Origin of the sequence: Chitinophaga silvisoli (genome assembly GCF_003412465.1) — a bacterium.
Lineage (GTDB): Bacteria > Bacteroidota > Bacteroidia > Chitinophagales > Chitinophagaceae > Chitinophaga > Chitinophaga silvisoli.
In genome coordinates, this window is record NZ_QTJV01000008.1 from 177,852 (window position 1) to 201,344 (window position 23,493).

The 23,493-nt window shown below is 45.4% G+C and carries 23 protein-coding genes; 18 read left to right on the forward strand and 5 right to left on the reverse strand.

Annotation, left to right across the window (positions count from 1 at the left end):
• Window position 1: 1 nt before the first annotated feature.
• From DXN04_RS21180 to DXN04_RS21225, 10 genes are all read left to right on the forward strand, one after another.
• Window positions 2-739: a precorrin-6A/cobalt-precorrin-6A reductase gene (locus tag DXN04_RS21180; RefSeq protein WP_116855390.1), complete on the forward strand. Its 738-nt coding sequence runs from the start codon at window positions 2-4 to the stop codon at window positions 737-739.
• A complete protein-coding gene (locus tag DXN04_RS21185; protein WP_116855391.1) occupies window positions 730-1,779 on the forward strand; it encodes a cobalt-precorrin-5B (C(1))-methyltransferase in 1,050 nt (349 codons plus the stop codon). Before DXN04_RS21180 ends, DXN04_RS21185 begins: the two co-directional genes overlap by 10 nt.
• Window positions 1,776-2,471 (forward strand): hypothetical protein, encoded by a 696-nt coding sequence (locus tag DXN04_RS21190; protein WP_116855392.1) that lies wholly within the window; start codon window positions 1,776-1,778, stop codon window positions 2,469-2,471. Before DXN04_RS21185 ends, DXN04_RS21190 begins: the two co-directional genes overlap by 4 nt.
• Window positions 2,468-3,397 carry an ATP-binding protein gene (locus DXN04_RS21195; RefSeq protein ID WP_116855393.1) on the forward strand — a complete coding sequence of 310 codons (930 nt, stop codon included), beginning with the start codon at window positions 2,468-2,470 and terminating at the stop codon, window positions 3,395-3,397. Before DXN04_RS21190 ends, DXN04_RS21195 begins: the two co-directional genes overlap by 4 nt.
• Window positions 3,398-3,486: 89 nt before the next feature.
• Window positions 3,487-4,080 (forward strand): vWA domain-containing protein, encoded by a 594-nt coding sequence (locus DXN04_RS21200; RefSeq protein ID WP_147320012.1) that lies wholly within the window; start codon window positions 3,487-3,489, stop codon window positions 4,078-4,080.
• A gap of 30 nt (window positions 4,081-4,110) precedes the next feature.
• Window positions 4,111-4,614: a bifunctional adenosylcobinamide kinase/adenosylcobinamide-phosphate guanylyltransferase gene (locus tag DXN04_RS21205; protein WP_116855395.1), complete on the forward strand. Its 504-nt coding sequence runs from the start codon at window positions 4,111-4,113 to the stop codon at window positions 4,612-4,614.
• A gap of 2 nt (window positions 4,615-4,616) precedes the next feature.
• A complete protein-coding gene (cobT, locus tag DXN04_RS21210; protein ID WP_116855396.1) occupies window positions 4,617-5,657 on the forward strand; it encodes a nicotinate-nucleotide--dimethylbenzimidazole phosphoribosyltransferase in 1,041 nt (346 codons plus the stop codon).
• A gap of 1 nt (window position 5,658) precedes the next feature.
• Window positions 5,659-6,429 carry an adenosylcobinamide-GDP ribazoletransferase gene (gene cobS / locus DXN04_RS21215; protein WP_158569098.1) on the forward strand — a complete coding sequence of 257 codons (771 nt, stop codon included), beginning with the start codon at window positions 5,659-5,661 and terminating at the stop codon, window positions 6,427-6,429.
• Window positions 6,411-6,923, forward strand: a complete 513-nt coding sequence (locus tag DXN04_RS21220) for a histidine phosphatase family protein (RefSeq protein WP_116855398.1) — start codon at window positions 6,411-6,413, stop codon at window positions 6,921-6,923. Before cobS ends, DXN04_RS21220 begins: the two co-directional genes overlap by 19 nt.
• Window positions 6,920-7,498 carry a cob(I)yrinic acid a,c-diamide adenosyltransferase gene (locus DXN04_RS21225; protein WP_116855399.1) on the forward strand — a complete coding sequence of 193 codons (579 nt, stop codon included), beginning with the start codon at window positions 6,920-6,922 and terminating at the stop codon, window positions 7,496-7,498. The genes DXN04_RS21220 and DXN04_RS21225 overlap by 4 nt, the downstream gene beginning before the upstream one ends.
• Before the next feature lies 1 nt (window position 7,499).
• Here DXN04_RS21225 and cobN read toward each other — a convergent pair whose 3' ends face one another.
• Window positions 7,500-11,171 carry a cobaltochelatase subunit CobN gene (cobN, locus tag DXN04_RS21230; RefSeq protein ID WP_116855400.1) on the reverse strand — a complete coding sequence of 1,224 codons (3,672 nt, stop codon included), beginning with the start codon at window positions 11,169-11,171 and terminating at the stop codon, window positions 7,500-7,502.
• Window position 11,172: 1 nt separating this feature from the next.
• Complete coding sequence (cobW, locus tag DXN04_RS21235; RefSeq protein ID WP_116855401.1) at window positions 11,173-12,210, reverse strand: cobalamin biosynthesis protein CobW; 1,038 nt, start codon at window positions 12,208-12,210, stop codon at window positions 11,173-11,175.
• A gap of 78 nt (window positions 12,211-12,288) precedes the next feature.
• Between cobW and DXN04_RS21240 the strand changes: the two genes are divergently transcribed.
• Window positions 12,289-13,278: a phosphotransferase enzyme family protein gene (locus DXN04_RS21240; protein WP_116855402.1), complete on the forward strand. Its 990-nt coding sequence runs from the start codon at window positions 12,289-12,291 to the stop codon at window positions 13,276-13,278.
• A gap of 76 nt (window positions 13,279-13,354) precedes the next feature.
• Window positions 13,355-14,911 (forward strand): M81 family metallopeptidase, encoded by a 1,557-nt coding sequence (locus DXN04_RS21245; RefSeq protein WP_116855504.1) that lies wholly within the window; start codon window positions 13,355-13,357, stop codon window positions 14,909-14,911.
• Between the two features lie 134 nt (window positions 14,912-15,045).
• Here the strand turns inward: DXN04_RS21245 and DXN04_RS21250 are convergent, their stop codons facing one another.
• Entirely contained in the window at window positions 15,046-15,456 is a 411-nt protein-coding gene (locus tag DXN04_RS21250) for a GlcG/HbpS family heme-binding protein (protein ID WP_116855403.1), read from the reverse strand.
• Window positions 15,457-15,517: 61 nt separating this feature from the next.
• Window positions 15,518-16,072, reverse strand: coding sequence for an NADPH-dependent FMN reductase (locus tag DXN04_RS21255; RefSeq protein ID WP_116855404.1), 555 nt, complete (start codon window positions 16,070-16,072; stop codon window positions 15,518-15,520).
• A 228-nt stretch (window positions 16,073-16,300) separates the two neighbouring features.
• Here DXN04_RS21255 and DXN04_RS21260 point away from each other — a divergent pair, with 228 nt between their 5' ends.
• The 3 genes from DXN04_RS21260 to DXN04_RS21270 all read left to right on the forward strand — a co-directional run bounded on the left by DXN04_RS21260 (window position 16,301) and on the right by DXN04_RS21270 (window position 17,821).
• Complete coding sequence (locus DXN04_RS21260; protein WP_199415099.1) at window positions 16,301-16,849, forward strand: RNA polymerase sigma factor; 549 nt, start codon at window positions 16,301-16,303, stop codon at window positions 16,847-16,849.
• Complete coding sequence (locus tag DXN04_RS21265; protein ID WP_116855405.1) at window positions 16,846-17,379, forward strand: hypothetical protein; 534 nt, start codon at window positions 16,846-16,848, stop codon at window positions 17,377-17,379. Before DXN04_RS21260 ends, DXN04_RS21265 begins: the two co-directional genes overlap by 4 nt.
• 73 nt (window positions 17,380-17,452) lie before the next feature.
• A complete protein-coding gene (locus DXN04_RS21270) occupies window positions 17,453-17,821 on the forward strand; it encodes a hypothetical protein (RefSeq protein WP_116855406.1) in 369 nt (122 codons plus the stop codon).
• Window positions 17,822-17,863: 42 nt separating this feature from the next.
• Here DXN04_RS21270 and DXN04_RS21275 read toward each other — a convergent pair whose 3' ends face one another.
• Window positions 17,864-18,340: a hypothetical protein gene (locus DXN04_RS21275; protein ID WP_116855407.1), complete on the reverse strand. Its 477-nt coding sequence runs from the start codon at window positions 18,338-18,340 to the stop codon at window positions 17,864-17,866.
• 539 nt (window positions 18,341-18,879) lie between these two features.
• On the opposite strand from DXN04_RS21275, the gene DXN04_RS21280 reads away from it, so the two are divergent.
• From DXN04_RS21280 to DXN04_RS21290, 3 genes are read left to right on the forward strand one after another with little or no spacing between them, the layout of a single operon-like run.
• The gene (locus tag DXN04_RS21280; RefSeq protein ID WP_116855408.1) at window positions 18,880-19,761 is read left to right on the forward strand and encodes an SDR family oxidoreductase; all 882 of its coding nucleotides are present in this window, start codon (window positions 18,880-18,882) and stop codon (window positions 19,759-19,761) included.
• A gap of 12 nt (window positions 19,762-19,773) precedes the next feature.
• Window positions 19,774-22,683 carry a DNA ligase D gene (gene ligD, locus DXN04_RS21285; protein WP_116855409.1) on the forward strand — a complete coding sequence of 970 codons (2,910 nt, stop codon included), beginning with the start codon at window positions 19,774-19,776 and terminating at the stop codon, window positions 22,681-22,683.
• A 50-nt stretch (window positions 22,684-22,733) separates the two neighbouring features.
• A complete protein-coding gene (locus tag DXN04_RS21290; protein ID WP_116855410.1) occupies window positions 22,734-23,465 on the forward strand; it encodes a DNA-formamidopyrimidine glycosylase family protein in 732 nt (243 codons plus the stop codon).
• The last annotated feature ends 28 nt before the right edge of the window (window positions 23,466-23,493 follow it).

A 23,493-nucleotide genomic window follows, 5' to 3' on the forward strand; every position in this document is an offset into this window, starting at 1 on the left:
AATGATACTCGTTTTTGGTGGAACTACAGAAGGAAGAAAAGTAATGGCCCTGTTGGAGCAGGCTGGTCTCCCCTATTGTTATTCCACTAAATCGGCCGTTGAGATACCCCCGCAGACTTATGGAGCGTACCGGTCCGGTGCGCTCACAACAACTGCATTACAGGAATTTTGTGCAGATAATAAAGTCCGGGTGATTGTGCATGCCAGCCATCCTTTTGCGACGGTGTTACATCAGACTATTGCGGATGCAGGATTACCGGTATTGCGGTTCGAAAGAGCATACCCGGCACGGACGGTGCATCCATTGGTGCATTATTTTGATAGTTATGATGCGGCGCTAGATTACCTGGCTGTACATCCGGTCGAAAAGTTATTGGCCTTGACTGGTGTGCAGACAATCAGTCAATTAAGTAATTACTGGTTAAAACATAAAACGCTGTTTAGGATCTTACCCAGAGAGAGTTCCCTTGAACAGGCCCTTGCAGCGGGATTTGTCCGGGAGGACCTGATTATGGAGATGCCTGGTAATGAAGCGGCATTGATCTCATTGCATGGCATCACAGGAATATTGACAAAGGAAAGTGGTGAATCAGGTTTATTATCAGTGAAGATCCATGAAGCATTGCAGGCAGGCATTCCTATTTTCATTATCTCCAGGCCAGCGCTGCCCGAAGGATTTATACCAGTGAATGAGCATGACTTATTAGATCACTTAAATGGGTACCTGGTATGTCACTGAGGACGGGATATACCACTGGTGCCTGCGCGACAGCCTGTACCAAGGCTGCCCTGACAGCCTTACTGACACAGCAGGCTGTGGGGGAGATAGAAATTACATTGCCATTAGGGCAAAAGGTATTATTCAAGGTAAGCTGTTCTTTCAATAAGCAGTATGCGACCTGTACAACGATAAAAGATGGTGGTGATGATCCGGATGCAACACATGGTGCTACGATAGGAAGTACTGTTTCATTAAATGCAGGTGATGATGTTGTGTTTCTCAGAGGTGAAGGTGTAGGAGTTGTCACTTTGCCTGGTTTAGCAATTGGTGTGGGTGAGCCGGCTATCAACCCGGTGCCGAGGAAGATGATGCGGGATGCGGTGAATTTTATCAGGCATCAGTATCAACTGGACCGGGGCGTGGATGTACAGGTATTTGTGGTGAATGGAGAAGAGATTGCCCGGAAGACGCTGAATGCCCGTATCGGTATTATAGGTGGCATTTCCATCTTAGGGACCACGGGCATTGTGAAGCCATTTAGTGCATCGGCATATATTGCCAGTATTACACAGGGAATCGATGTATCTATTGCGAATGGTTGTGATACGGTAGTTATTAACTCGGGAGGGCGCTCTGAGAATATATTGCGGAAGCGATTTGCAGAATTACCTGAATTTGCTTTTGTGCAATATGGAAACTGGATTGGTGAGACGCTGGGAAAAATCAAAACAACGCAGCTACAAAAAGTGACAATGGGGATTATGTTGGGCAAGGCCTGTAAACTGGCGCAGGGAGAGCTGGATACGCATAGTGGCAAATCCAGCTGGGATAAGCAGTTTATTTACGAACTGGCTATGAGTTGTGGGTATCCCGCAGCACAATGTGCCCCCATCCTGGAATTAAACCTCGCCCGCAGACTGACGGAGTTATTTCCTTTTAGAGCGGAGGAACCATTTTACAGGGAACTCAGGGCACGCTGTTATGCGGTATGTCATGCTATAATTCCGGCAGTGGTCCTGGAGATCTTATTGATTGATGCGAATGATAATATAATATGATTGGATTTTTATTAACGGATTCTATTTTATTAGGTGTACAACATTCCTTTGAACCGGACCACATGGCTGCCGTATCAGTATTGGCATCTGAAAAAGCGAACAATAAACTGAAATTGCGCAGGCTCATCTGGCGATCCTCGCAATGGGCATTAGGGCATTCTGCGTCTTTAATCCTGTTCAGCTTCTTTGCTTTATTACTGAAATCGGCATTGCCGGTAAATATATCTGCCTATGCGGAGATGGCAGTAGGACCTGTGATGATCTGGTTAGGTATTTCTGCTATCCGCAGGAACCACCAGTTAAAGAAACTAATGGCTACGCATAAGCAATTTGCAGCGCATGATCATCTAAACAATGCATTGCATATACATGGCAGGCAAGGGCAGGAAATCGCCATGAATCCCCTGAGCCGTAGTTTCTGGGTAGGCATGTTACATGGTCTGGCAGGTACAGGTGGTGCCTGTGCCATCGCCCTGATCCTGGCATCAAAAGATGCTGGTACCGCCATGTGGATCATTGTACTGCAAAGCCTGGGGATTGTAATTGCCATGACCACGTACAGCTGTGTACTGGCATTCTCCGTGTCCCGTTTTATTGAAAGAAATCAGGTTGCTTTCAAATCCATGAATGCGATCGTCGGCCTCTTCTCGATTGGAGTAGGCTGTGTATGGATTTATAATTGTTTTGTATGATCAGGTATCCTTTTACTGCTATCTGCGGACAGGAAGATTTTAAACTGGCGCTGACCTTGTGTATGATTGATCCCGGACTGGGTGGAGTGCTTGCGCTCGGTGACAAAGGTACTGGTAAGACGACCACGGTGAGGGGATTGAGTCATCTCCTGCAGGATCTTCCTTTTGTGAACCTGCCTATAGGTGCTACGGAAGATCGTGTATTGGGTACATTAAAACTGGATGTACTGCTGAATGAAAAGCGACTGGAAATACAAACCGGTTTGCTGGCAGCAGCGCATCAAGGCATCCTGTATATTGATGAAGTGAACCTGCTGAGCGATTACCTGATGGATGTATTGCTGGATGCAGCGGCAACGGGTGGTTATTACCTGGAAAGGGATACTATTTCTCAATGGGTGGAAAGCCGTTTTTGCCTGGTGGGAACGATGAATCCTGAAGAAGGGAATCTGCGCCCCCAGTTATTGGATAGGTTTGGATTGAGTGTACATATCAATACCCCTGCGGATAAAGCTTTGCGAATGGAAATTGTGCAGCGCAGGGTGGCTTTTGATATGGATGCCCCGGCATTCGTGAAACGTTTTAAAAACGAAGAGGAATTACTGGCAGCTAAAATTATTTCAGCACAGACCATGTTAGCTGCTGTAAAAATTCTTCCTGATATATATGAGGTGGTAGCAGAACTATGTATTCGACACCAGGTAGAGGGCATGCGTGCGGATATATTACTGGTGAAAGCCGCCAGGGCACATGCGGCCTATCATGGGCAGGTGAGGGTGACTGCCGCAGATGTTGAAGCAGTGCAGGGTTTTGTGCTCTCTCATCGTTCAAAGCAAACACCTCCCTCACAAAGTTCTTCCCGGGAAAACAAGCCTTCGGCTCCCGGCGAGAAGGAGGGCGAGCCGAAAAGGGTGAGAACAGTTTAAATAACTACTTATTACAGGCAGCGATAACAGATAAAAAGTTAGCACTTAAAGCGGCAGTCAAAGACCGTAAAAAAGGGCTGCCGGTACCGGTGAAGACCACGCCTGTAAATGGCAATGATTATAAGACACGCGATCTTCCTGGCACTGTGACGAATTATCTGCTCACAGGAGAAACTAAAATAAAATACCAGCGGAAAGCGTCTAAAGCCAGTTTGTCTTTGTTATTTTTAATTGATAGCAGTGGCAGTATGATCAGGGACAGGCAGATTGCTTATATTAAAGGTATCATTGCACAGACAATTGCGCAGCATCAACACAAGCGCTTACGTTATGGTGCAGTAGCACTAACGCAGGGCGATGCACAATTGGTATCGCATTATACTACAGACACTGATCTATTCATTCAAAGTATCAGCCGGCTGCCTTCAGGAGGGAAAACCAATTTGAAAGCAGGCTTGCAGCTGGCAGCACAAATGCAACCATCGGACAGGACACAGCTTTACATCTTTACCGATGGAAAGATCAATGCCGGCGGGAGTTTGCAGGAGTCGGCCCTCTATTTTAAACAACACCTTCGTGGTTTGGGTGCAACTACAGTTGTCAATATTGAAAGTGGCTTTGTGAAATTAGGCCGGGCAGCTGAACTGGCGAAAGTAATTGGTGCCACCTATTTGCATTTATAACCAGAGACACACCATCTAAATTTATAACAGATGATCCATTACATCTCAGGCGGACAAAGATCCGGCAAAACAAAATTTGCTATGCAGGCAGCCTCGCAACTGTCGTCAAACCCGGTGTACCTGGCCACCAGCCGGATCTGGGATACTGAGCACCAGGCAAGGATTGCCCTGCATAAACAGGAGCGTGATCATCAGTGGGAAAATATAGAGGAAGAAAAAGAGGTCAGCAGGTTGATATTACCCAACCGGACTGTCGTATTTGATTGTGTTACATTGTGGTTGACCAACTTCTTCTCCGATTCTCATTATAATATTGATATTGCGCTGAAAGAAGCGAAAGCAGAATTTGACCTTTTTGCCGCACAGGAATTTAATCTCATTATTATCTCAAATGAAATCGGTATGGGCGTGCATGCGGATACTGAAATCGGCCGGAAGTTCGTAGATCTTCAGGGATGGATGAACCAATATATTGCACAGAAAGCTGATAAGGCGACCCTGATGGTTTCAGGGCTTCCCATTACAATTAAATAGACATGACCGGATTTAACATTACACCACTGAACAGCAGCCTGGAACCTGCGCTGACTGAAAAGATCAACTTAAAGACTAAACCATTAGGAGCGCTCGGCAAACTGGAAAAACTGGCTTTGCAGATTGGTAAGATCCAAAACACGCTCTCGCCTGTATTGACAAAACCGACCATCGTAGTATTTGCCGGAGACCATGGTATTGCCAGGGAAGGCGTAAGCCCTTTCCCTCAGGAAGTCACCTGGCAGATGGTATATAACTTCCTGCAGGGCGGTGCGGGTATAAATGTATTTGCCCGTCAGCACCAGATCGTCATCAAAGTCGTGGATGCAGGCGTAAATTATACTTTTGCTCCACATCCTGATTTAATTGATCTGAAGGTAGCACCAGGTACGCAGAGTTACCTGCATTCGCCAGCGATGAGCGCTGCCGAATGTGACACCGCTATCAGCCGTGCAGCTGTATTGGTGGAACAACTGCATAAAGAGGGTTGTAATGTAATCGGGTTTGGCGAAATGGGTATTGGCAACACCTCTTCTGCTGCTATGTTGATGAGCCTTCTGTGCAATCTGCCATTAGAACAATGCATTGGCAGAGGTACGGGACTGGATGATAAAGGTCTGGAAAAGAAGAAAGCGATTTTAAGCGAAGCAATGCGTACACAAGCTCCTGCTGACAAGTCTCCGTTAGAAATATTAAGAACTTTCGGAGGTTTTGAAGTAGCCATGATCTGTGGTGCCATGCTGAAAGCTGCAGAGTTGAAAATGGTGTTACTGGTAGATGGATTTATTACTACAGCTGCCTTGCTGGTAGCATCAGCCTTACATCCTGCTATTTTGGATTACTGTGTATTTGCACATCAGTCCAACGAGCAGGGACATCAGCAATTATTAGCATATTTAAAAGCAGATCCGTTATTGCATTTAGGGATGCGTTTAGGAGAAGGTACCGGTGCAGCTGTAGCATATCCTGTGGTACAGTCAGCCGTAGCTTTCCTGAATGAGATGGCCAGCTTTGCATCAGCGGGTGTTTCAAATAAAGACTAACATGATCAAAAGGGAGATCCTGTACTTCAGGGCTGCATTGATGTTCTTCACCCGTCTGCCGGCGGGCCATAATATCAATGTAGGGTTACAAAGTGCCGCCAGGTACCTGCCAATGATAGGAATACTTGTAGGCGCTACAGGTGCTACTGTGTACTATCTGGGGCATCTGCTCTTCAAAGACCCCTATGTAGCCGTGGTACTCTCGATTGTGGCCACGCTGCTGATGACAGGTGGCTTTCATGAAGACGGCCTGGCAGACGTAGCAGATGGCTTTGGAGGTGGCTGGACGAAGGAAAAGATCCTGGAGATCATGAAGGATCCCCGTACAGGAGCTTATGGAGTGATGGCACTGGTTTGTAGTATAGGATTGAAGATTTTTGTGCTGGCGAAACTGGGGATGTTGCTACCGGATCAGTTCTTTTTGATTTATGTATGCGGACATACCATCAGCAGGGTGACACCGCTCTACCTGATGCGCTTTCTGGCGTATGCGAGACTGGATGGCACGAGTAAAATAGGTGCGGTGAATACGGCAGTGAGCATTAGCGCTTTGACATTTGCCACAATCATCGGCTTTATACCGCTGGCCATTTTAGGTGTGGAAGCAGCATGGATCAGTGCTATTCCCTGTGCGACCCTGACATTGTATCTGGGGTGGTATTTTCAGAAGTGGATAGACGGGTATACAGGAGATTGCCTGGGTGCTACGCAGCAACTGAATGAGCTTATTTTTTACCTGTGTTTGCTGGCGATATGGAATTATACTTTGTAAGGCATGTACAGCCAGCCATTGCGCCTGGCATCTGTTATGGACAACTGGATGTGCCCCTGGCCGATACACATGTTGCGCTTCATGACGAGATATCGGCAAGCCTTGGCGAGGCTGATAAAGTTTATACCAGTCCTTTGCAGCGCTGCCAGTTATTGGCAGCACGATTATCACCCGCATATGTAACAGACGATCGTCTGAAGGAATTGAATTTCGGCGAGTGGGAAGGCTTAAAATGGGATGAGATTGACAGGGACCTTATGGATTACTGGGGTGCCAATTATATTTTATCCGGCCCTCCCCACGGAGAGTCATTACAACAATTGGTAGACAGGCTGGCGGATTTTTTGAGGGACCTGCCTGCATATCATAAAATTGTGGTTGTTACACATGCCGGTGTTATCCGTGCAGCAAGACATTTACTGGAAGGCCGGCCACTGGAGGAGATCATGTCAGAGAAAATAAATTACGGAGGTATTTATACATTCAACTTATGAAGATTTATACAAAAAAAGGAGACCGGGGTACAACTGCTCTATTCGGCGGAAGCCGGGTAGACAAGGATGATGTGCGGGTGGAAAGCTATGGTACGCTGGATGAGGTAAATTCTACAATAGGGCTGTTACGTGCCAAGCTGGGACCTGAACATGAATGGCAACCCCGCTTACATAAGATCCAGAAAGACATGATGGACATGATGTCTCACCTGGCACGTCCTTCTGATTGTAAGAAGGAGAACCCGAATCCAAAGCCGGAAGATGGTGCCGCCTTTTGTGAGGAATGGATTGATGAACTGGAAGCTGCGATGACTTCCAAATCAGATTACTTCTTACTGCCGGGTGGCAATGAAATTTCTGCCCTGTGCCATGTAGTAAGAACACAACTGAGAAGAGGTGAGAGAAGACTGGTCTCCCTGATGAAGGTAGACACCATTGAAGATTATATACCTGCATATATTAACAGGCTTTCTGATTTGTTCTTTATTCTTGCAAGAGCGGAGATGGACAAAGCAGGCGTGGCGGAGGAGAAATGGCAGCTGTTTCTTTACAAGAGAAAGAAACAGCCTGAATGATTTATTCCAGCTCTACAAACATGCTTTGCAGCCTCTCCAGTGTTTCAGGGGCCGGGGCCTGCCACATTCCCCGCTGAATAGCTTCCAGCATCCGTTCTGTCATATCTTTTAGCGCCCATGGGTTTGCCTGTTCGATGAACTGACGATTCTCTTCATTAAACAGGTATTCCCGGGTAATACCTTCGTACATGAAGTCGTCAACCATATTGGTAGTGGCATCATAGGCAAAGAGATAATCCATTGTTGCCGCCATTTCGAACGCCCCTTTATAACCATGGCGCTTTACGCCGGCAATCCATTTTGGATTGATTACCCTGGAACGGTACACCTTTAACAATTCTTCTTTCAAACTTTTGACACGTGGTGTTTCCGGACGTGCATGGTCGCCAAAATAGATGGACGGCTGCTCTCCTTTAATGCTTTCTACAGCATTTGCAAGTCCTCCCTGGAACTGGTAGTAGTCGTCAGAGTCGAGAATATCATGCTCCCTGTTATCCTGGTTATGCATGACGATCTGCAGATCGGACAGGCGTTTTTCAAATACTTCATGCGCCGATTCACCGGTACGGTCAGCGCCGTATGCATAGCCACTCCAGTTGATATAAATCTTAGCCAGATCTTCCCTGGTCTGCCAGTTTTTTTCATCTATTACGGCCTGCAGGCCAGCGCCGTAAGCACCGGGTTTGGAACCGAATACGCGAAAGAGGGATCGCTTGTGTGCTTTAGTTTCATCCAGTCCTTTATTGATCCATTCCTGTTTTTCGGCAAGGTAGCGTTTGCGGATAGGGTTTTGTTCAGGCGGCTCATCCAACAAGGCGACCTTTTCTACGACTGCATTCAGCAAAGAGATCACATCCGGAAATGCATCGCGGAAAAAACCGGAGATGCGGAGCATGACATCGATGCGTGGCCGGCGCAATTGTATAAGAGGTATAATTTCAAAATCAGAGACTCTCCTGTTGGCCGCCTGCCATACAGGTTGTACACCCATGAGAGCTAAGGCCTGTGCAATATCATCACCGCCGGTACGCATGGTACTGGTTCCCCAGACAGACAAGCCTATAGATTCAGGATAGTCACCATGCTCCTGCATGTAGCGATTGATAATGAGGTTCGCGCTCTTTACGCCCAGGCTGTATGCGGCCTGCGTGGGAATGGCACGCACATCTACAGAGAAAAAATTCTTTCCTGTAGGCAGTACATCTATGCGACCACGGGTAGGTGCACCGGAGCTGCCACTCGGTACATAACCGGCATCTAAACCATGGAGGAGGTTAGATATTTCCGCAGTAGTGTTTTGAATTTTTGGTAGTGTATGGGTGAGGATCTGCTGACAATAAGCTGTTGTAACAGGCAGGTCCATCGCCCTTCCATTCAGGATGTCTTTGACAAGTAGTTCCAGTACTTCCACCGCATCGCCGTAATTGCGGCAATGTTGGAATAAAGGATGTTCGTTTTTAAAAGCTGTTTCGTATTCACCTGTTAAGGGATCGAATGCCAGTTTGAGCTCTTCAGCTGCCACCTGGGTAATCCCTTTTTGTCCGGAGACAGGCACACGATGCAAGGCAATCAACAGATCGGTGAGCTGTTCATTTTCAGGTGCCTTGCCTAAGATGTGCAGGCCATCACGGATCTGGGCTTCTTTTAGATCACAGAGATACGCATCCAGTTTCAACAGTAAGGTATCTATGTCTGATACGGCGGTCTGCAAGTCTGTTTCCAGGCTGGCTTCTTTTACCAGCTGTGTTATTTGTGTGCGGATCATAGCTGTACGCTTTGGATCCACACTGGAGGCTTCGTAATATTCATCGATCAGGTGCTCGAGCTTAGTGAGCGTACCGTAATTTTCCGCCCTGGTCATGGGAGGAATCAGGTGATCGATGATGATGGCGTGGGTACGGCGCTTGGCCTGTGTACCTTCTCCCGGATCGTTCACAATGAAGGGATAAAAATGCGGGACAGCACTCATCAGGACAGCAGGGAAACAACTTTCTTTGCTCAAAGCCACACTCTTGCCTGGCAACCATTCGAGGTTGCCATGCTTGCCACAATGGATGATAGCATCTGCCCTGAACACTTCATTTACCCAGCAGTAATAAGCAAGGTACCTGTACGCAGGGGCTAAATCGGGGGAGTGATAAATTGCTTTTTCATCCTGATTATAGCCACGGGCAGGCTGTATGCTTACGAAAATGTTGCCTAAGAGGCAGCCGGGGATGATGAGATCTTCTTCCTGTGGAAAGCCCCATTGACTAATAATTTTTTGCTGTAACCCGGGCGACAGTGTATTGAAATATTGATCAAACTGATTTTTTTCGATACTAATCTGGTATGGACGGTAGAGCGTGGTATCAGTATCGTTAGTAACGTAATGTGTGATGAGGTTAATTAGTTCTTCGCTGCTGCCGGGAATATAATCACCCGTATTATAGCCATTTGCTTTCAGCGCCTGTAAGATTCCAACAATACTTGCAGGAGTATCCAGTCCTACCCCATTTGCCAGGCGGCTATCCTTATTAGGATAGTTAGGCATGATGAGGGCAATGCGTTTTTCCTTTTCCTTTTTTCGTCCTAATTGGATCCAGTTATTTGCAAAGTCTACGACAAAATCACAGCCTTCTTCATGCGTGCTGTATTGAAGAAGATCTGAATCAGTCAGCGCATCTCTGCCTACAGCAGACTTGAATGAAATAGCGGTTGTAATAATGCGTCCGTCTATCTCGGGCAGTGCAATATTCATGGCTACATCTACGGGTGTGAGGCCAAAGAGGTGCTGCTCCCAGACTTCCCTGGTACAGGCCGCGAAAATAGCCTGTATAACAGGTATATCGAGATTATCGAAGATGAAACGTTCATCCTTGTCCATGGATTTGATAGAAAAGCTGGTGGTGTTGATGAGCACCTTTACTTTCCCTTTCAGTAGGGATTCCAGTTCCAGTAAACTATGCTGATCGCGAAGGTTGCTCACGAATGCAATGACGGGTTTTAAGCCTTTGGCGGCTATTGCATTTACCAGGTAATAAACGGGAGCAAGATTATCTGCCAGGTAATGTGTCTGGTATACAAGGATAGCTATGTCTGCCGAATAAGTGTCCGCCTGGATCATTCCCTGATCCGGATGGAATAAAAACAGGTCAGCAATTTTTTGAGGGGAAGCATAAGCTATGTCCAGCTTAAACAAATGGTGAAAGATATAGGCCAATCCATTTTTCAGATTGTGCTTACCGCCGGCGCAGCAATACTTCCAAACAGTGTCGGCAATGGTCACGTCAACAGTAGAGCTATTCAGCAATTCTACATCGGGGGCATCGTAACCGGGCAGGAAGAGTACGGGAATGTTGTTTTGCTCACAGGCAATGCTAATGGCTTCGAATAAATAAGGATAGTAATTCCTGCCGCCCAGCAAGCGGCATACCACCAGTTTTGCATGGCAGATCACTTCCTCTACATATTTATCGATCGTCAGTTCCTGCTTCAGGTAAACCAGGTTGGCAATTCGCAGGGATGGGAGCTGTGGGTGGGTCTGGTGCAGTTCCCGGTAAGCATTGTTCAGTGAATGGATCTCCGTATCGGCAGCAGAGAGAAATACGATGTCTCCTATTGATTGCTGTATGTGGAAGACCCCTTCCCCGTTGGGGTTCCACCCACCGGGGATTGTTGGGATCAGGTGCATATTAGTTTAACTTTTCGTGTAGCAATGCGGACAGGTCTTTCCCTACCAGCTCATCGCCAATGAATACCAGGCTGGTTTTGCGGGTTTCATTTTCTTTCCATTTCCGGTCAAAGTAATGGTCGAAACGATGGGACACGCCCTGCAATACCATGCGCATAGGTTTGTTTGGAATATCGATAAAGCCTTTGATGCGGTAGATCTCATGTTCAGCTACCATTTCTTTCAGGGCAGCTACCAGTGATTCCGGTGTATGCGGTGCCGTTACGGTAACCACGATGGAGTCGATATCGTCGTCGTGGTGGTGATCCAGGCCATTGGCATGATCCTCTTCGTGATGAGAGTGGCGGCTTTCCAGGTCGTCTTCGGCAGCAGCTTTTACACCCAGCAGTACGTCAGCAGGCAGTTCACCATTGGTAGCGGTTACCATCTTCACATTCGGACGGAGCCTGCTGCTGATGACACCTGTCACTTCTTCGAACTGCAAGCCTTCCAGCAGGTCTTTCTTAGTTAATACTACGAGGTCAGCACAGGAGAGCTGGTCTTCGAAAAGCTCTTCGATCGGAGTTTCATGGTCCAGAGAATCATCGGCCAGGCGCTGTGCCTGTACACGCTCGCGGTCACAGATTTCGCCGGTGGCCTGACCTACCAGGTCTACGACAGTTACTACCGCACCTACGGTGATCTGCGATTTCAGATCTGGCCAGTTAAATGCATGCAGCAGAGGTTTGGGCAATGCCAGACCGGATGTCTCTATGATAATATGATCGATGGTATCTTTTCTTTCCATTAACTGCAGCATTACCGGCAGGAATTCCTCCTGTACCGTGCAGCACAGGCAACCATTGTTCAGTTCCAGTACATCCTCTTCATTAGAGCAGCAGGATTTGATCAACTCACCGTCGATACCCATTTCTCCAAATTCATTTACAATCACTGCGAGACGACGACCATTGGCATGCTGAATCAGGTTACGGATAAGGGTAGTTTTTCCGGAGCCTAAGAACCCCGTAATGATGGTTACTGGTATTTTGGAAGTCATGTTATTGTTTTTGTGTAGGGCGCTAAATTACGGGATTTTTGTATACTTTTACCGGCCCCGTTTAAACCCATTCATACCATGACACATTTTCCAGTAGTTAGTTCCATTTTGTCGGCCCGGTACCTGGTCCCTTTATTCCAGGTAAAGTATAATTTTAGTCGTGACACGACCTGCAGATTGCTGAAAGCAGGTGTAAACCACACTTATCTCGTTACAGATGGTGATCATAAATATATCTTCAGGATTTATTGCATCAACTGGCGTACGAAACAGGATATTGCCGAAGAGATCCGGCTTTTAAATTTATTGCGCGCCCATGAATTGCCGGTGTCTTATCCGATCGCAGATTTTGACAATGATTATATGCAATTATTGCATGCACCGGAAGGTCTGCGTATTGGTGTCATGTTTTCCTTTGCTCAGGGAGAAAAGATTTTACAGTTTTCTGAAGAATTGCATTACAAAATGGGTGTTACAGTCGCTCGCATTCACCAGGTGACAGCAGGATTCAAACTGGACAGAGTGGAGTATACACCTTCTGTGATGGTAGTTGATTCATTCGAAAGAATAAAAGGCTATTTGCCCATTGAGACGGAGGAGATGCAATGGATGCAGCAGGCACAGGACTATTTACTGAGGTTGTATGCAGGCATCGATCATAGCAAAGTAAGACATGGTGCTGTGCATATGGATATGTGGTTTGACAACATCAATATTGACAAGGAGGATATCACCATTTTTGATTTTGATTTTTGTGGTAATGGCATGTTGTGCTATGACCTGGCTTATTATATTTTGCAGGTATATAGTACGGAAAAGGAAAATATGGATGTGTGTAAAACAAAGGTGGCAGCTTTCCTGGAAGGGTATGCATCTATAACAAGGATCTCTGACGAGGAAAAGGCATTGTTGCCGGCACTGGGAATAAGTATGTACTTCTTTTACCTGGGCATTCAGTGCCAGCGGTATGAAGACTATTCAAATATCTTCCTGAATGAAGTATACCTGAAACGGTATATTAAGGTGCTGGTGAAGAAATATGCGGAATTAAATGAGCTGGCAGTCTAAAATCATTCAATATTTTATAAAAAACTATCAGTTTCTGAATACTTTTCGGGCTATCTATGTAAAAAAGCGAGCATCTATGAAACGTGTGTTTTTTCTAATGGCGGGTTATTGTCTCATTGGCGGTACTGTTTTGGCACAGCAAAAGCTACCAAGGATTGCGATTGCAGGTCTGGCAATTGAGTCCAGCACCTTCTCTCCTGCTACCTCAGATGAAGCGGCTTTTAAGGCGCAGTATGGGAATGAGGTATTCAGGACATATCCATTTATGTCGGCAGATTCGCCTTTGCGCAAAGCAGCGGTATGGTTTCCCACTATTACCGGACATGCATTGCCCGGCGGGGCGGTAACGAAAGAGGCCTATGAGTCGCTGGTAAGAAAAACGCTGGATTCATTGAAAAAACACCTGCCCTATGATGGATTGTATTTTGACATTCACGGGGCAATGAGTGTGGTGGGGATGGAAGATCCCGAGGGAGATTTCATAGTGCGGATCCGTAAGGTAGTAGGGAGCAAAACGCTGATCAGTACATCCATGGACCTGCATGGGAATGTGAGTTGGAGACTGGCGGAGAATACAGACCTGATAACCTGTTACCGGATGGCACCACATGAGGATGCGCTGGATACGAAGGAAAGAGCGGTGCGGAACCTGATAGAGCGGCTGAAAAACGGGAAAGGCAAACCGGCTTATAAGGCATGGATTCCTGTGCCCATCTTATTGCCCGGAGAGAAGACTTCTACACGTATAGAACCGGGCAGGAGCCTGTATGCGCAGGTAGCCCCGGCTTCCAGACAAGCGGGTGTAATTGATGCAGCGATCTGGATTGGGTATGCCTGGGCTGATGAACCACGTAACCATGCGGTGGTGATGGTGACGGGTGATGATAAGACAGCTGTGACTACTGAAGCAGAGAAACTGGCAAAGAGTTTCTGGGATGTGCGAAATCAGTTTGAGTTTGTGGCACCTACAGCCAGTTTGCAGGAGGCGCTGGATGCGGCGGTGAAGAGTGATAAACATCCTTTCTATATCAGTGATTCAGGTGATAACCCAACTGCGGGTGGTGCGGGCGATGTGACGTGGACATTGACACAGATCCTGGCACGTCCTGAATTTAAATCAGAGAATGGGCCCAGTTTGATTTATGCGAGTATCCCGGGTCCCGATTTTGTGAAGAGGGCAATTGAGCTGGGTGTAGGTAAGCATATAGAAGCGGAGGCAGGTGCGAAGGTAGATGCGAGGTTTGCAGGGCCGGTGAAGTTGTCCGGAACAATAACATCTATTGAGTATGGTGATAAGGATGCGGCAGTGGAAGTGGTAGTAAAGGTGGGGAGTGTATATGTGATCGTGACGCAGAAGCGGAAACCCTATCATAAGGAAATTGATTTTACGAGGTTGGGATTGAATCCACGCAAGGCGGACATTGTGGTGGTGAAGATTGGGTACCTGGAGCCGGAACTGTATAATATGAGAGCGGATTGGCTACTGGCGCTGACACCGGGAGGCGTGGATCAGAACCTGGATCGATTGGGATATAAGCATATTACACATCCGATGTTCCCGGTGGATAAGGAGATGAAGGAGCCGGATCTGAAGGCGAGATTGGTACCGGCTGCGGATAAACTGAAGGATTAATTTTTAGAGAGTGTATCAAAAGTAATTTGAACGCATTGAGAATTTTAAAAACAGGAATTCTCTCCGCCAGGGACCCAGATTAAATCCGGGAAATTTACTTTTGATACATTCTCTTTTATAAACAATAAGATGCTTCATTTCAGGTAATCTGCCAGAATAGTAGCAATTTCATTGTCTACCTCTCCGGATGCACCACTGATGCCAACACCCCCTACCACATGGCCTCTGTGAATGACGGGCACACCGCCTTGTAAGGGCAGGATATTTGGCATAGACACCATGGAAGTAATTCCGGTATTGATAAAATCTTCAAACGTCTTGCTGGGAGCTTTTAGTAAGGCAGCGGAATGTGCTTTGCCAATAGCAACATCGATAGTTACTAAAGGAACATCGTCCATGCGCAGGAAAGCGAGTAAGGCCCCTGCCCTGTCCACGATGGCAATTGAGATTTTCACATTACGTTCGGTAGCAAGTTGAAGTCCAAAATCGATAAGTGTTTGTGCCGCTATAAATGTAAGGTCGTGCACGGTTTGTGTGTAGTCCATTTTATTATTTTATAAATCCTGTCTTTTTGTTTTTAACCATACACTTGCTGGATTAAACTGGTTAAGCATTTTTATTGAACCAGTCAATATAGGCATTCACTGCTTTGGCAATAAACTCCTTTGTATCTCCTGCTTTCAGATCTCCTTTCTCATCAAACAGCTCATTTGATTTCTGGATGTACACTTCAGGTTGTTGCATAACAGGGATGTTGAGGAAAACAAGGCATTGGCGAAGGTGATGATTGGCTCCGAAGCCACCGATATTACCTGGGGAGTTGCTGAATACGGCACCTGGTTTTCCTGTCCACACACTTTTGCCGTAAGGTCTCGAGCCTACATCGAGTGCGTTTTTAAGTGCCGCAGGGATGGACCTGTTGTGTTCGGGGGTGACGAAAATAATCCCGTTTACGGATTGTACTGCATTTCTGAATGTGAGGTAGGAAGCAGGTACCTTGTGATGATCATCAAAGTCCTGGTTGTAGATGGGCAGCTCATCAATGGGGATGATTTTGAACTCAAAGCCGGCGGGGGCCATTTGAAGGATGCCATTGGCAATTTTCTTTGAGAATGACTCTTTGCGCAGGCTGCCTGCGATAATGCCTATGATCTTGCTCATAATTTTGCTTTTTAGCTTATACCACGGCAATGATAGTGCCATGGGATGCTTTTACAAAGGTGGGGAATGTAAGAGGAGGAGGTTGGTACATTTTCACAATTTATTAGTATTTATTTTCGATGAGGGCAAAGGAGTCAATTAGCAGGGGAAAAAAGTTTTAAAAAAAATATCAAAAAGTGCAACCTTTTTTTCTAAAATGGGACTAATATATACAAACCAGGGTAAAACTTGACAGATAAGGAACTAATACAAGCGGTTTTAAATGGTAATAAACAGGCCTTTGGAGTAATCATTAAACAATCAGAAGGACTTGTTGCCCAGATCATGTTTAAAATGATCACGGATGCGCATGTTCGAAAAGATTTGGTGCAGGAGGTGTATATAAAGGTGTATACTTCACTGGGGGAGTTCAGGTATCAGTCGAAGTTAAATACCTGGATTGGTGGGATAGCGTATAAAACTTGTCTAAAGTATTTGGAGAGGCGGCCGGTGGAGGCTTTGGAGGTGATGGAGGGGGATTTTCCTATAATGGAGGCAGGCATGGCGGCAAAGGTGATGACACAGAAGGAGCTGGCGGGGATATTGCAGGAGGCGATAGATCAGTTGTCGCCGATATTCAGGACTTTAGTGACGCTGTATCATCAGGAGCAGATGAGTGTAGAGGAGATTGTGGGAGTGACGGCGTTGCCGGAGGGGACGGTAAAGAATTATTTGTATAGGGCGAGGAAGTTATTGCAGAAGAGTTTGTTGGAGAAATATAAAAAAGAAGATTTATGAGAACAGGGCATTTGACACATGAGGAGATGCAGGCGTGGGTGTTGAGGGAGAAGGAGGATGAGGTGAGGGATAAGGAGGATGAGATGAGGGACAAGGAGGATGAGGTAAGAGAGAAGGAGGATGAGGCGATTAAACATTTATTTGCTGACATAGGCTACCATTTATCATACTGTACGGCTTGTCAGGAGGAAGTTGCCGCCTATAGGTTAATGTTTCCGGTATTGGAAACAATGCCTGCTGCTGCCTTTGATTTTGACGTGGCAGAGATGGTACTGGCCAATTTGCCCGAAAGGCAGGTTGGAGTATCAATGGGAATGGTCATTGTGTATGGTATGGTGGGAGCAGGTGTATTGACCGGGTTGGGAGCTTTGTATGTGTTGACGAAATACCTGGCGTTTAACCTGGTAACCGGGTTTGGAACGTTTGTTATCATCAGTGTTTTAATCCTTCATTTGAGGGAAATGATAGGCCAATATCAGAAACAAATTCGGTTATTGGACCATTGGAACAATGGAACATTAGAACATTAGACAATTACACCACCAGACCATTAGCAGACATATTAAAGCTAACAAGATTTTTAAGCTATAAAACCTCTCGATAATGACATATATACTCGATGCGCAAATTCATTTAGACTCCGAAACAATTCATGCGATTCCAATTTTGTTACTTTTTGTTTTGATAGCTGTTTTTTTAGTGATCGTAATCAGAAGCATTTTGGATTACCGGTTCAAAATTAAGATGGTTGAAAAAGGAGTGTCCGAACATCTGGCAGGACAGTTATTAAGCAAACCTCAGCAGGCACGGCAGACGGCTATAAAATGGGCGATTTTGCTGGGCGGTACAGGTATTGGTGTCCTGCTGGTAGCGGTGAATGGAGGCTGGAATATCTATTCGCTGGCAATCATGTTATTTGCGTTGTCGGCGAGTTTTTTGGGGTACTATCTTTATATTATAAAGAGTGAATGAGAATATGTTCGTTAAAAAAAGAAAAAAGATTGAAAGGTCTTGCTATTTAAAGCCTTTCAATCTACCTCTTTGTTGCCCTCTTTTAAGAGAAAACACTTTTAATGAAGTCTCTACTTCAGAAGTATAATCGATCAATACCTGAATTTTCTCAAGCAAGAGCCGCTGCTCCTCGCTTTCCGTTATTGGCTCAAAACCTGCATTGTCATCCTCCTCGCCTTCCTTTGGCAGCTTCATTGCCAATCGCTCCAACTCCATGTCCCTGTTAATCTCCGCCTCTTCCAATAGTATGTCTATGATATAATCAGCAGCCCGGTAATCCACCTTTTTCTCCCGAAGAAATACGGCCAGGTCCTCCGGGCTCAAAGCATCAAAAAACGCTTTATTTCCGAACCTGGTGCCATTAAAGGCGACCCTGATTTCTTCAAGGGCTTTTGCGGGCTGGTCCTTTTTCCTGGCGATAATCGCTCTCATAGCCCTTCCCAGCTCCTCTATCATTTCTAAAATATAATCTACCGACATAATAACAGCGAATTTAACAATTTTAATAGGTTCTAAATAAAGCCTTTCCTGACAATGGCATAATTCTGGAAGTTAGTAAGACAAAGACGAAAAAACTTAGCAGTCACAACCGATTTTAAATAAATAGGAATTATTGTAAAAAGCCGCCCTGGTATTGCATATTATTAAAACTACAATGCCTGAATAAGATAATAAAACTGGTTTCTGTTAGAACAAGGATTACTTAAAAATAAGGGAGGTTTAACTGAAAACGGAAATAAATATATCGAAAAACAGAAATAGGGTTTGACCGAAAAACAGGAGTAACCTTTTGGAAAAGTAATTAGGTTTTACCGAAAACAGGAATAAGCTTTAGAAAAAGGAATTAGGTTTTACCGATAACAGGAATAAGCTACAGAAAAAGGAAATAGGTTCTACCGAAAAACAGGAATAAACTTTAGGAAATAAGCTTTACCAAAACAGAAATCAGCATTATTGAAATCAGACATACTTTATCGAAACTTAAATTCTTTATTGAAATAACCTAAATCATTAACGTCATGGAAACAACCATCCAATCTACCCGATACAAATATATTCATGAAATGCCTTGTGGAGATAGTGAAACAGAAGGCGGGCACGAGACAAACATATTTCCCTCTATTTTATACGATTCTGCAAAAGATGGATGCAACCGTCTTCTTGGCAAAGTCGCGCTGATAGAGGGCGGAGACACCGGTTTAGGTAGAGCAATTGCTGTTCAGTTTGCCAAAGAAGGCGCCGAAGTTGCTATCCTTTTTAATGATGATGGCAGCCATGCCAGAGAGACGGCAGGCATGATCAGGGAATATGGTAAACAGGCCCTCCTGCTTTCATGTGATGTGACAAGAGAAGATGGTTGCAAACTGGCAGTCGATAGAACGATTAGCAAGTTTGGGAAGATCGATATTCTTGTGAACAACGCAGCGCAGGAGAATATTGTGCCGCAATATTATCTTGTTAATCACGCTATTCCGCATCTGGCAGCAGGAAGTAGTATTATTAATACATCTACACATATTCCTCACCTGGCAGCAGGAAATAGTATTACTAATACATCTACCCAGGATGCTATTATCGATTTTACAAGGGCCTTGTCTTCCCTGTTGATTAAAAAGGGGATCAGGGTAAATGCAGTGGCACCAGGAGCCATGTGGAATGAAGCAATGAGCATTTGGAATGAAGTGAAGGACGGGACCGAATTGCCGCTTGATTCAATCAACGACTTTGGCAAAATCCACGACTTCCGCAAAATCCATAACTTTGGCAGAGACTCCCTCATGGGTTACGCCGCTCATCCTGCAGACATCGCACCCTGTTACATTTTTCTGGCATCAGAAGATGCCGCCTTTATCTCCGGTGAAGTATTACATCCGAACGGAGGTACGGTGATGACCAGTTAAAAATTAAACCCAATGAGCTTAGCTAAGTACAAGCAGAAGAGATCCTTTTCGAAAACACCTGAACCTACAGGTGGAAAGAGCGATACACAGGAATTGCATTTCGTAATACAAAAGCACGATGCATCGCACCTGCATTATGATTTCAGACTGGAAATGAAAGGGGTACTTAAAAGCTGGGCCGTGCCAAAAGGGCCTTCTATTGATCCGGCAGTAAAAAGGCTGGCCATGATGGTAGAAGACCATCCTTATGATTACAAGAATTTTGAAGGCATCATACCCGCAGGCAACTATGGGGCAGGAACCGTGATCGTTTGGGATGAAGGTACATACGTCCCACAATTAAGTGGGAGTACCAAAAAAGAATGGGAAAAGGGATTGTTGCAGGCTATTGATAGCGGGAAACTTCATTTTATTTTACAGGGAGAGAAGTTGAAAGGGGAATTTGCATTGGTCAAAACACATGGCAGAGGGGAGAATGCCTGGCTGTTAATGAAGATTAAGGATAAATATGCAGGTAAGGAGGATGTGACAAAAAAAGAGAAGTCTGTGATATCAGGGAGGACGCTGGCACAGGTGGAAAAAGCACCGGAGAAGGTTTGGAAGAGCAATAGGGAGGAAAAGGCGACATCAAAAGCTACTTCCAAAGCAACTTCTACTTCCAAAGCTACTTCTACTTCCAAAGCTACTTCTACTTCCAAAGCAGCTTCTACTTCCAAACCAGCTTCAAAAGCTACTTCCAAAAAATCATCCTCATCCCAGCCCCACGATGAAGCCCCTACCCATCCCGACAAAGACTTCTCAACCTTACTCGCCAGGGGCAAAAAATCCCCCATGCCCAAAGAAATCAAACCCATGCTGGCTACCCTCACCGAAAAACCCTTTGATAAAAAAGACTGGCTTTATGAAATCAAATGGGATGGCTACAGGGCGGTGAGCTACCTGAATAAAAAAAATGTAACCATACTTTCCAGAAACCAGCTCTCTTTCAATGAAAAATTTAATGTCATTGCCGATGCCCTGCAGGATTGGAATGCAAGGGCCGTAATTGATGGAGAAATTGTCGCTTTAAATGATGAAGGGAATCCTGATTTTCAGGCTTTGCAGAATTATTTAAAGACAGGAAAATCGGTTCAACTGGCTTATTATGTGTTCGACCTGTTATGGTATGATGGCAAGGATATTACCGAACTGCCATTAATAGAAAGAAAGGAAATTCTGCGACAGGTATTGCCACAGAATAATGACCTGATCCGCTTTAGCGAACATATCACCGGAGAGAATGGCCAGGGAACAGCCTTCTTTAATGCTGCATTAAAAAAAGGACTTGAAGGTGTAATGGCGAAAGATGCTGATAGCAGCTACGGTGTAGGAAGGCGATCTGATAGTTGGCTGAAAATAAAAAACAACCTGCAGACAGAAGCAATCATTTGCGGATATACCGCAGGAAGGAATAGCCGGAAACATTTTGGAGCAGTTATTTTAGGGAAGTACAAGAAGGGCGAGCTGCACTATATCGGGCATACTGGTGGAGGGTTTGATACCAAATTGCTGAAAGAGTTGTATGACAAGTTTCAGCCTTTGGTTACTAATAAGTCGCCATTTAAGGTAAAGCCTAAGACGAATATGCCGGCGACCTGGCTGAAGCCGGAATTGGTGTGTGAAGTGAAATTTGCGGAGGAAACAAGGGAAGGGATTTTAAGACAACCGATTTTCCTTGGCTTAAGGGAGGATAAAAGTGCAAAGAACGAGAAGAAGGAGAAAATAGTGGCGGCACCTGTCTCTGATAAAAAAGTAAAGACGATGAAAAAGACAACAATACCGGAAGAGGTCGTTGAAGAGGTAATGGGAAATACGAAGGTGGCTAAAAAAGCTTCACCTAAGAAAGCGGCTGTTAAAGAACCAACTTCCAGAGCCACTCCTAAGAAAGCTTCCGCAAAGAAAGCTACGCAACCAAAAACCGCTGCCCCAAAAACAACAAGCAGCAAAACTCCCTCCTTCTTCCCCGACGACCAAAAGGAAGTCGAACTAAAAATCAACAACAAACTCCTGAAATTTACCAATCTTGACAAAGTCTACTGGCCAGATGAAAACATCACCAAACGAGACATGCTCAACTATTACGCCGCCATTTCCGACACCATCCTCCCCTACCTCAAAGACCGCCCACAATCGCTGAACCGATTCCCCGATGGTATCAAAGGCTTCCACTTCTACCAAAAAAACGTAGAAGATAAAGTCGCCGACTGGATCGACACCTTCCCCTACGTCAGCGAATCAGACGGTGAAACCAAAGAATTCCTGGTCTGCAAAGACAAGGCCACCCTCCTCTACATGGCCAACCTGGGCTGCATCGAACTCAATCCATGGCACAGCCGGATCAGCAAACCAGACAATCCCGATTATTGTCTTATTGACCTCGATCCTGACACCAATGACTTTGACGAAGTCATCCAAACGGCGTTAGAAATAAAAAAACTGCTGGATGATGTAGGTGCTGATTCCTACATCAAAACATCCGGCTCTACCGGATTGCACATTCTCATCCCATTGGGTGCCAAATATACCTTCGATCAATCCCGCATGCTCGCGGAACTGATCGTTCAGATAATCAATAAAAGACTGCCAGACATTACCAGTATTGAACGCTCGCCTGCCAAAAGAAAAGGGAAAATCTACCTCGATTTTCTGCAAAACAGGCAAATTCAAACCATGGCCGTCGCATATTCCTTAAGACCCAAGCCAGGCGCAACCGTATCTGCACCACTCAAGTGGGAAGAAGTCAAAAAGGGGCTCTCTATCAAAAATTTTGACATCTTCAATATGGCTGATAGAATCGCAAAAGTAGGTGACCTGCTAAAAGGCGTATTAGGAAAAGGGATCAATATGCAACAGGTATTGAAAAAGCTGCAGAAATTCCTTTAATAGATTTCACATTTACATTCTAAATACAAAAAGCAAATTACCTTTCACCCATGCCCGAAGGCCCTTCCATTGTCATCCTCAAGCAGGAACTCGCTTCTTTCAAAGGGAAAAAAGTCCTTGCCGCCAGCGGCTATGCAAAAATTGATCTGAGCAGACTAAAAGACAAAAAAATCACTGCCATCAAAAGCTGGGGCAAACACCTCCTCATTTGCTTCCGTGGTTTTACCATCCGGATCCATCTTCTCCTTTTTGGTACCTATCGCATCAATGAACGCAAAAATTCTAACCCCACCCTCCGCCTGTCTTTCGAAAAAGAAGAACTCAACTTCTACACCTGCGCTGTCAGGATTATTGACGAGCCACTTGCGGAAGTTTATGACTGGGAAATTGACCTGCTCAGTGATGCATGGAATGCTGCCAAAGTCATGAAACAACTAAAAAAGGTGCCTGATATGCTCCTCTGCGATGCCCTCCTCAACCAGGACATCTTTGCCGGTTCAGGAAACATTATTAAAAACGAAGTTTTATTCCGGACTCACCTTCATCCCCTCAGCAAAGTGGGGAAATTACCCCTTAAAAAGAAGAAAGAACTCATACAGGAAGCCCGGCAATACAGCTTCGATTTCCTGGAATGGAAAAAAGCCTTTGTACTGAAACAACACTGGCTCGCACATACCCGCAAAACCTGTCCCCGCTGCCATATACCCTTCATTAAAGAATACCTGGGTACGACCCAACGGCGATCGTTTTTCTGTAATAATTGCCAGTTTTTATATGAATAACAAATGCCATGGCATGAATTTTACCGCT

Bases quoted from the DNA above. Each gene is read 5' to 3' on its own strand.
- DXN04_RS21275 (WP_116855407.1), bottom strand. From the start codon at position 18,340: ATGTCGGTAGATTATATTTTAGAAATGATAGAGGAGCTGGGAAGGGCT.
- DXN04_RS21265 (WP_116855405.1), top strand. From the start codon at position 16,846: ATGAGAACAGGGCATTTGACACATGAGGAGATGCAGGCGTGGGTGTTG.
- DXN04_RS21240 (WP_116855402.1), top strand. From the start codon at position 12,289: ATGACACATTTTCCAGTAGTTAGTTCCATTTTGTCGGCCCGGTACCTG.
- cobW (WP_116855401.1), bottom strand. From the start codon at position 12,210: ATGACTTCCAAAATACCAGTAACCATCATTACGGGGTTCTTAGGCTCC.
- DXN04_RS21290 (WP_116855410.1), top strand. From the start codon at position 22,734: ATGCCCGAAGGCCCTTCCATTGTCATCCTCAAGCAGGAACTCGCTTCT.
- DXN04_RS21185 (WP_116855391.1), top strand. From the start codon at position 730: ATGTCACTGAGGACGGGATATACCACTGGTGCCTGCGCGACAGCCTGT.
- DXN04_RS21255 (WP_116855404.1), bottom strand. From the start codon at position 16,072: ATGAGCAAGATCATAGGCATTATCGCAGGCAGCCTGCGCAAAGAGTCA.
- DXN04_RS21270 (WP_116855406.1), top strand. From the start codon at position 17,453: ATGACATATATACTCGATGCGCAAATTCATTTAGACTCCGAAACAATT.
- DXN04_RS21280 (WP_116855408.1), top strand. From the start codon at position 18,880: ATGGAAACAACCATCCAATCTACCCGATACAAATATATTCATGAAATG.
- DXN04_RS21190 (WP_116855392.1), top strand. From the start codon at position 1,776: ATGATTGGATTTTTATTAACGGATTCTATTTTATTAGGTGTACAACAT.
- DXN04_RS21195 (WP_116855393.1), top strand. From the start codon at position 2,468: ATGATCAGGTATCCTTTTACTGCTATCTGCGGACAGGAAGATTTTAAA.
- DXN04_RS21180 (WP_116855390.1), top strand. From the start codon at position 2: ATGATACTCGTTTTTGGTGGAACTACAGAAGGAAGAAAAGTAATGGCC.
- DXN04_RS21205 (WP_116855395.1), top strand. From the start codon at position 4,111: ATGATCCATTACATCTCAGGCGGACAAAGATCCGGCAAAACAAAATTT.
- DXN04_RS21220 (WP_116855398.1), top strand. From the start codon at position 6,411: ATGGAATTATACTTTGTAAGGCATGTACAGCCAGCCATTGCGCCTGGC.
- cobT (WP_116855396.1), top strand. From the start codon at position 4,617: ATGACCGGATTTAACATTACACCACTGAACAGCAGCCTGGAACCTGCG.
- ligD (WP_116855409.1), top strand. From the start codon at position 19,774: ATGAGCTTAGCTAAGTACAAGCAGAAGAGATCCTTTTCGAAAACACCT.
- cobN (WP_116855400.1), bottom strand. From the start codon at position 11,171: ATGCACCTGATCCCAACAATCCCCGGTGGGTGGAACCCCAACGGGGAA.
- cobS (WP_158569098.1), top strand. From the start codon at position 5,659: ATGATCAAAAGGGAGATCCTGTACTTCAGGGCTGCATTGATGTTCTTC.
- DXN04_RS21225 (WP_116855399.1), top strand. From the start codon at position 6,920: ATGAAGATTTATACAAAAAAAGGAGACCGGGGTACAACTGCTCTATTC.
- DXN04_RS21245 (WP_116855504.1), top strand. From the start codon at position 13,355: ATGAAACGTGTGTTTTTTCTAATGGCGGGTTATTGTCTCATTGGCGGT.
- DXN04_RS21250 (WP_116855403.1), bottom strand. From the start codon at position 15,456: ATGGACTACACACAAACCGTGCACGACCTTACATTTATAGCGGCACAA.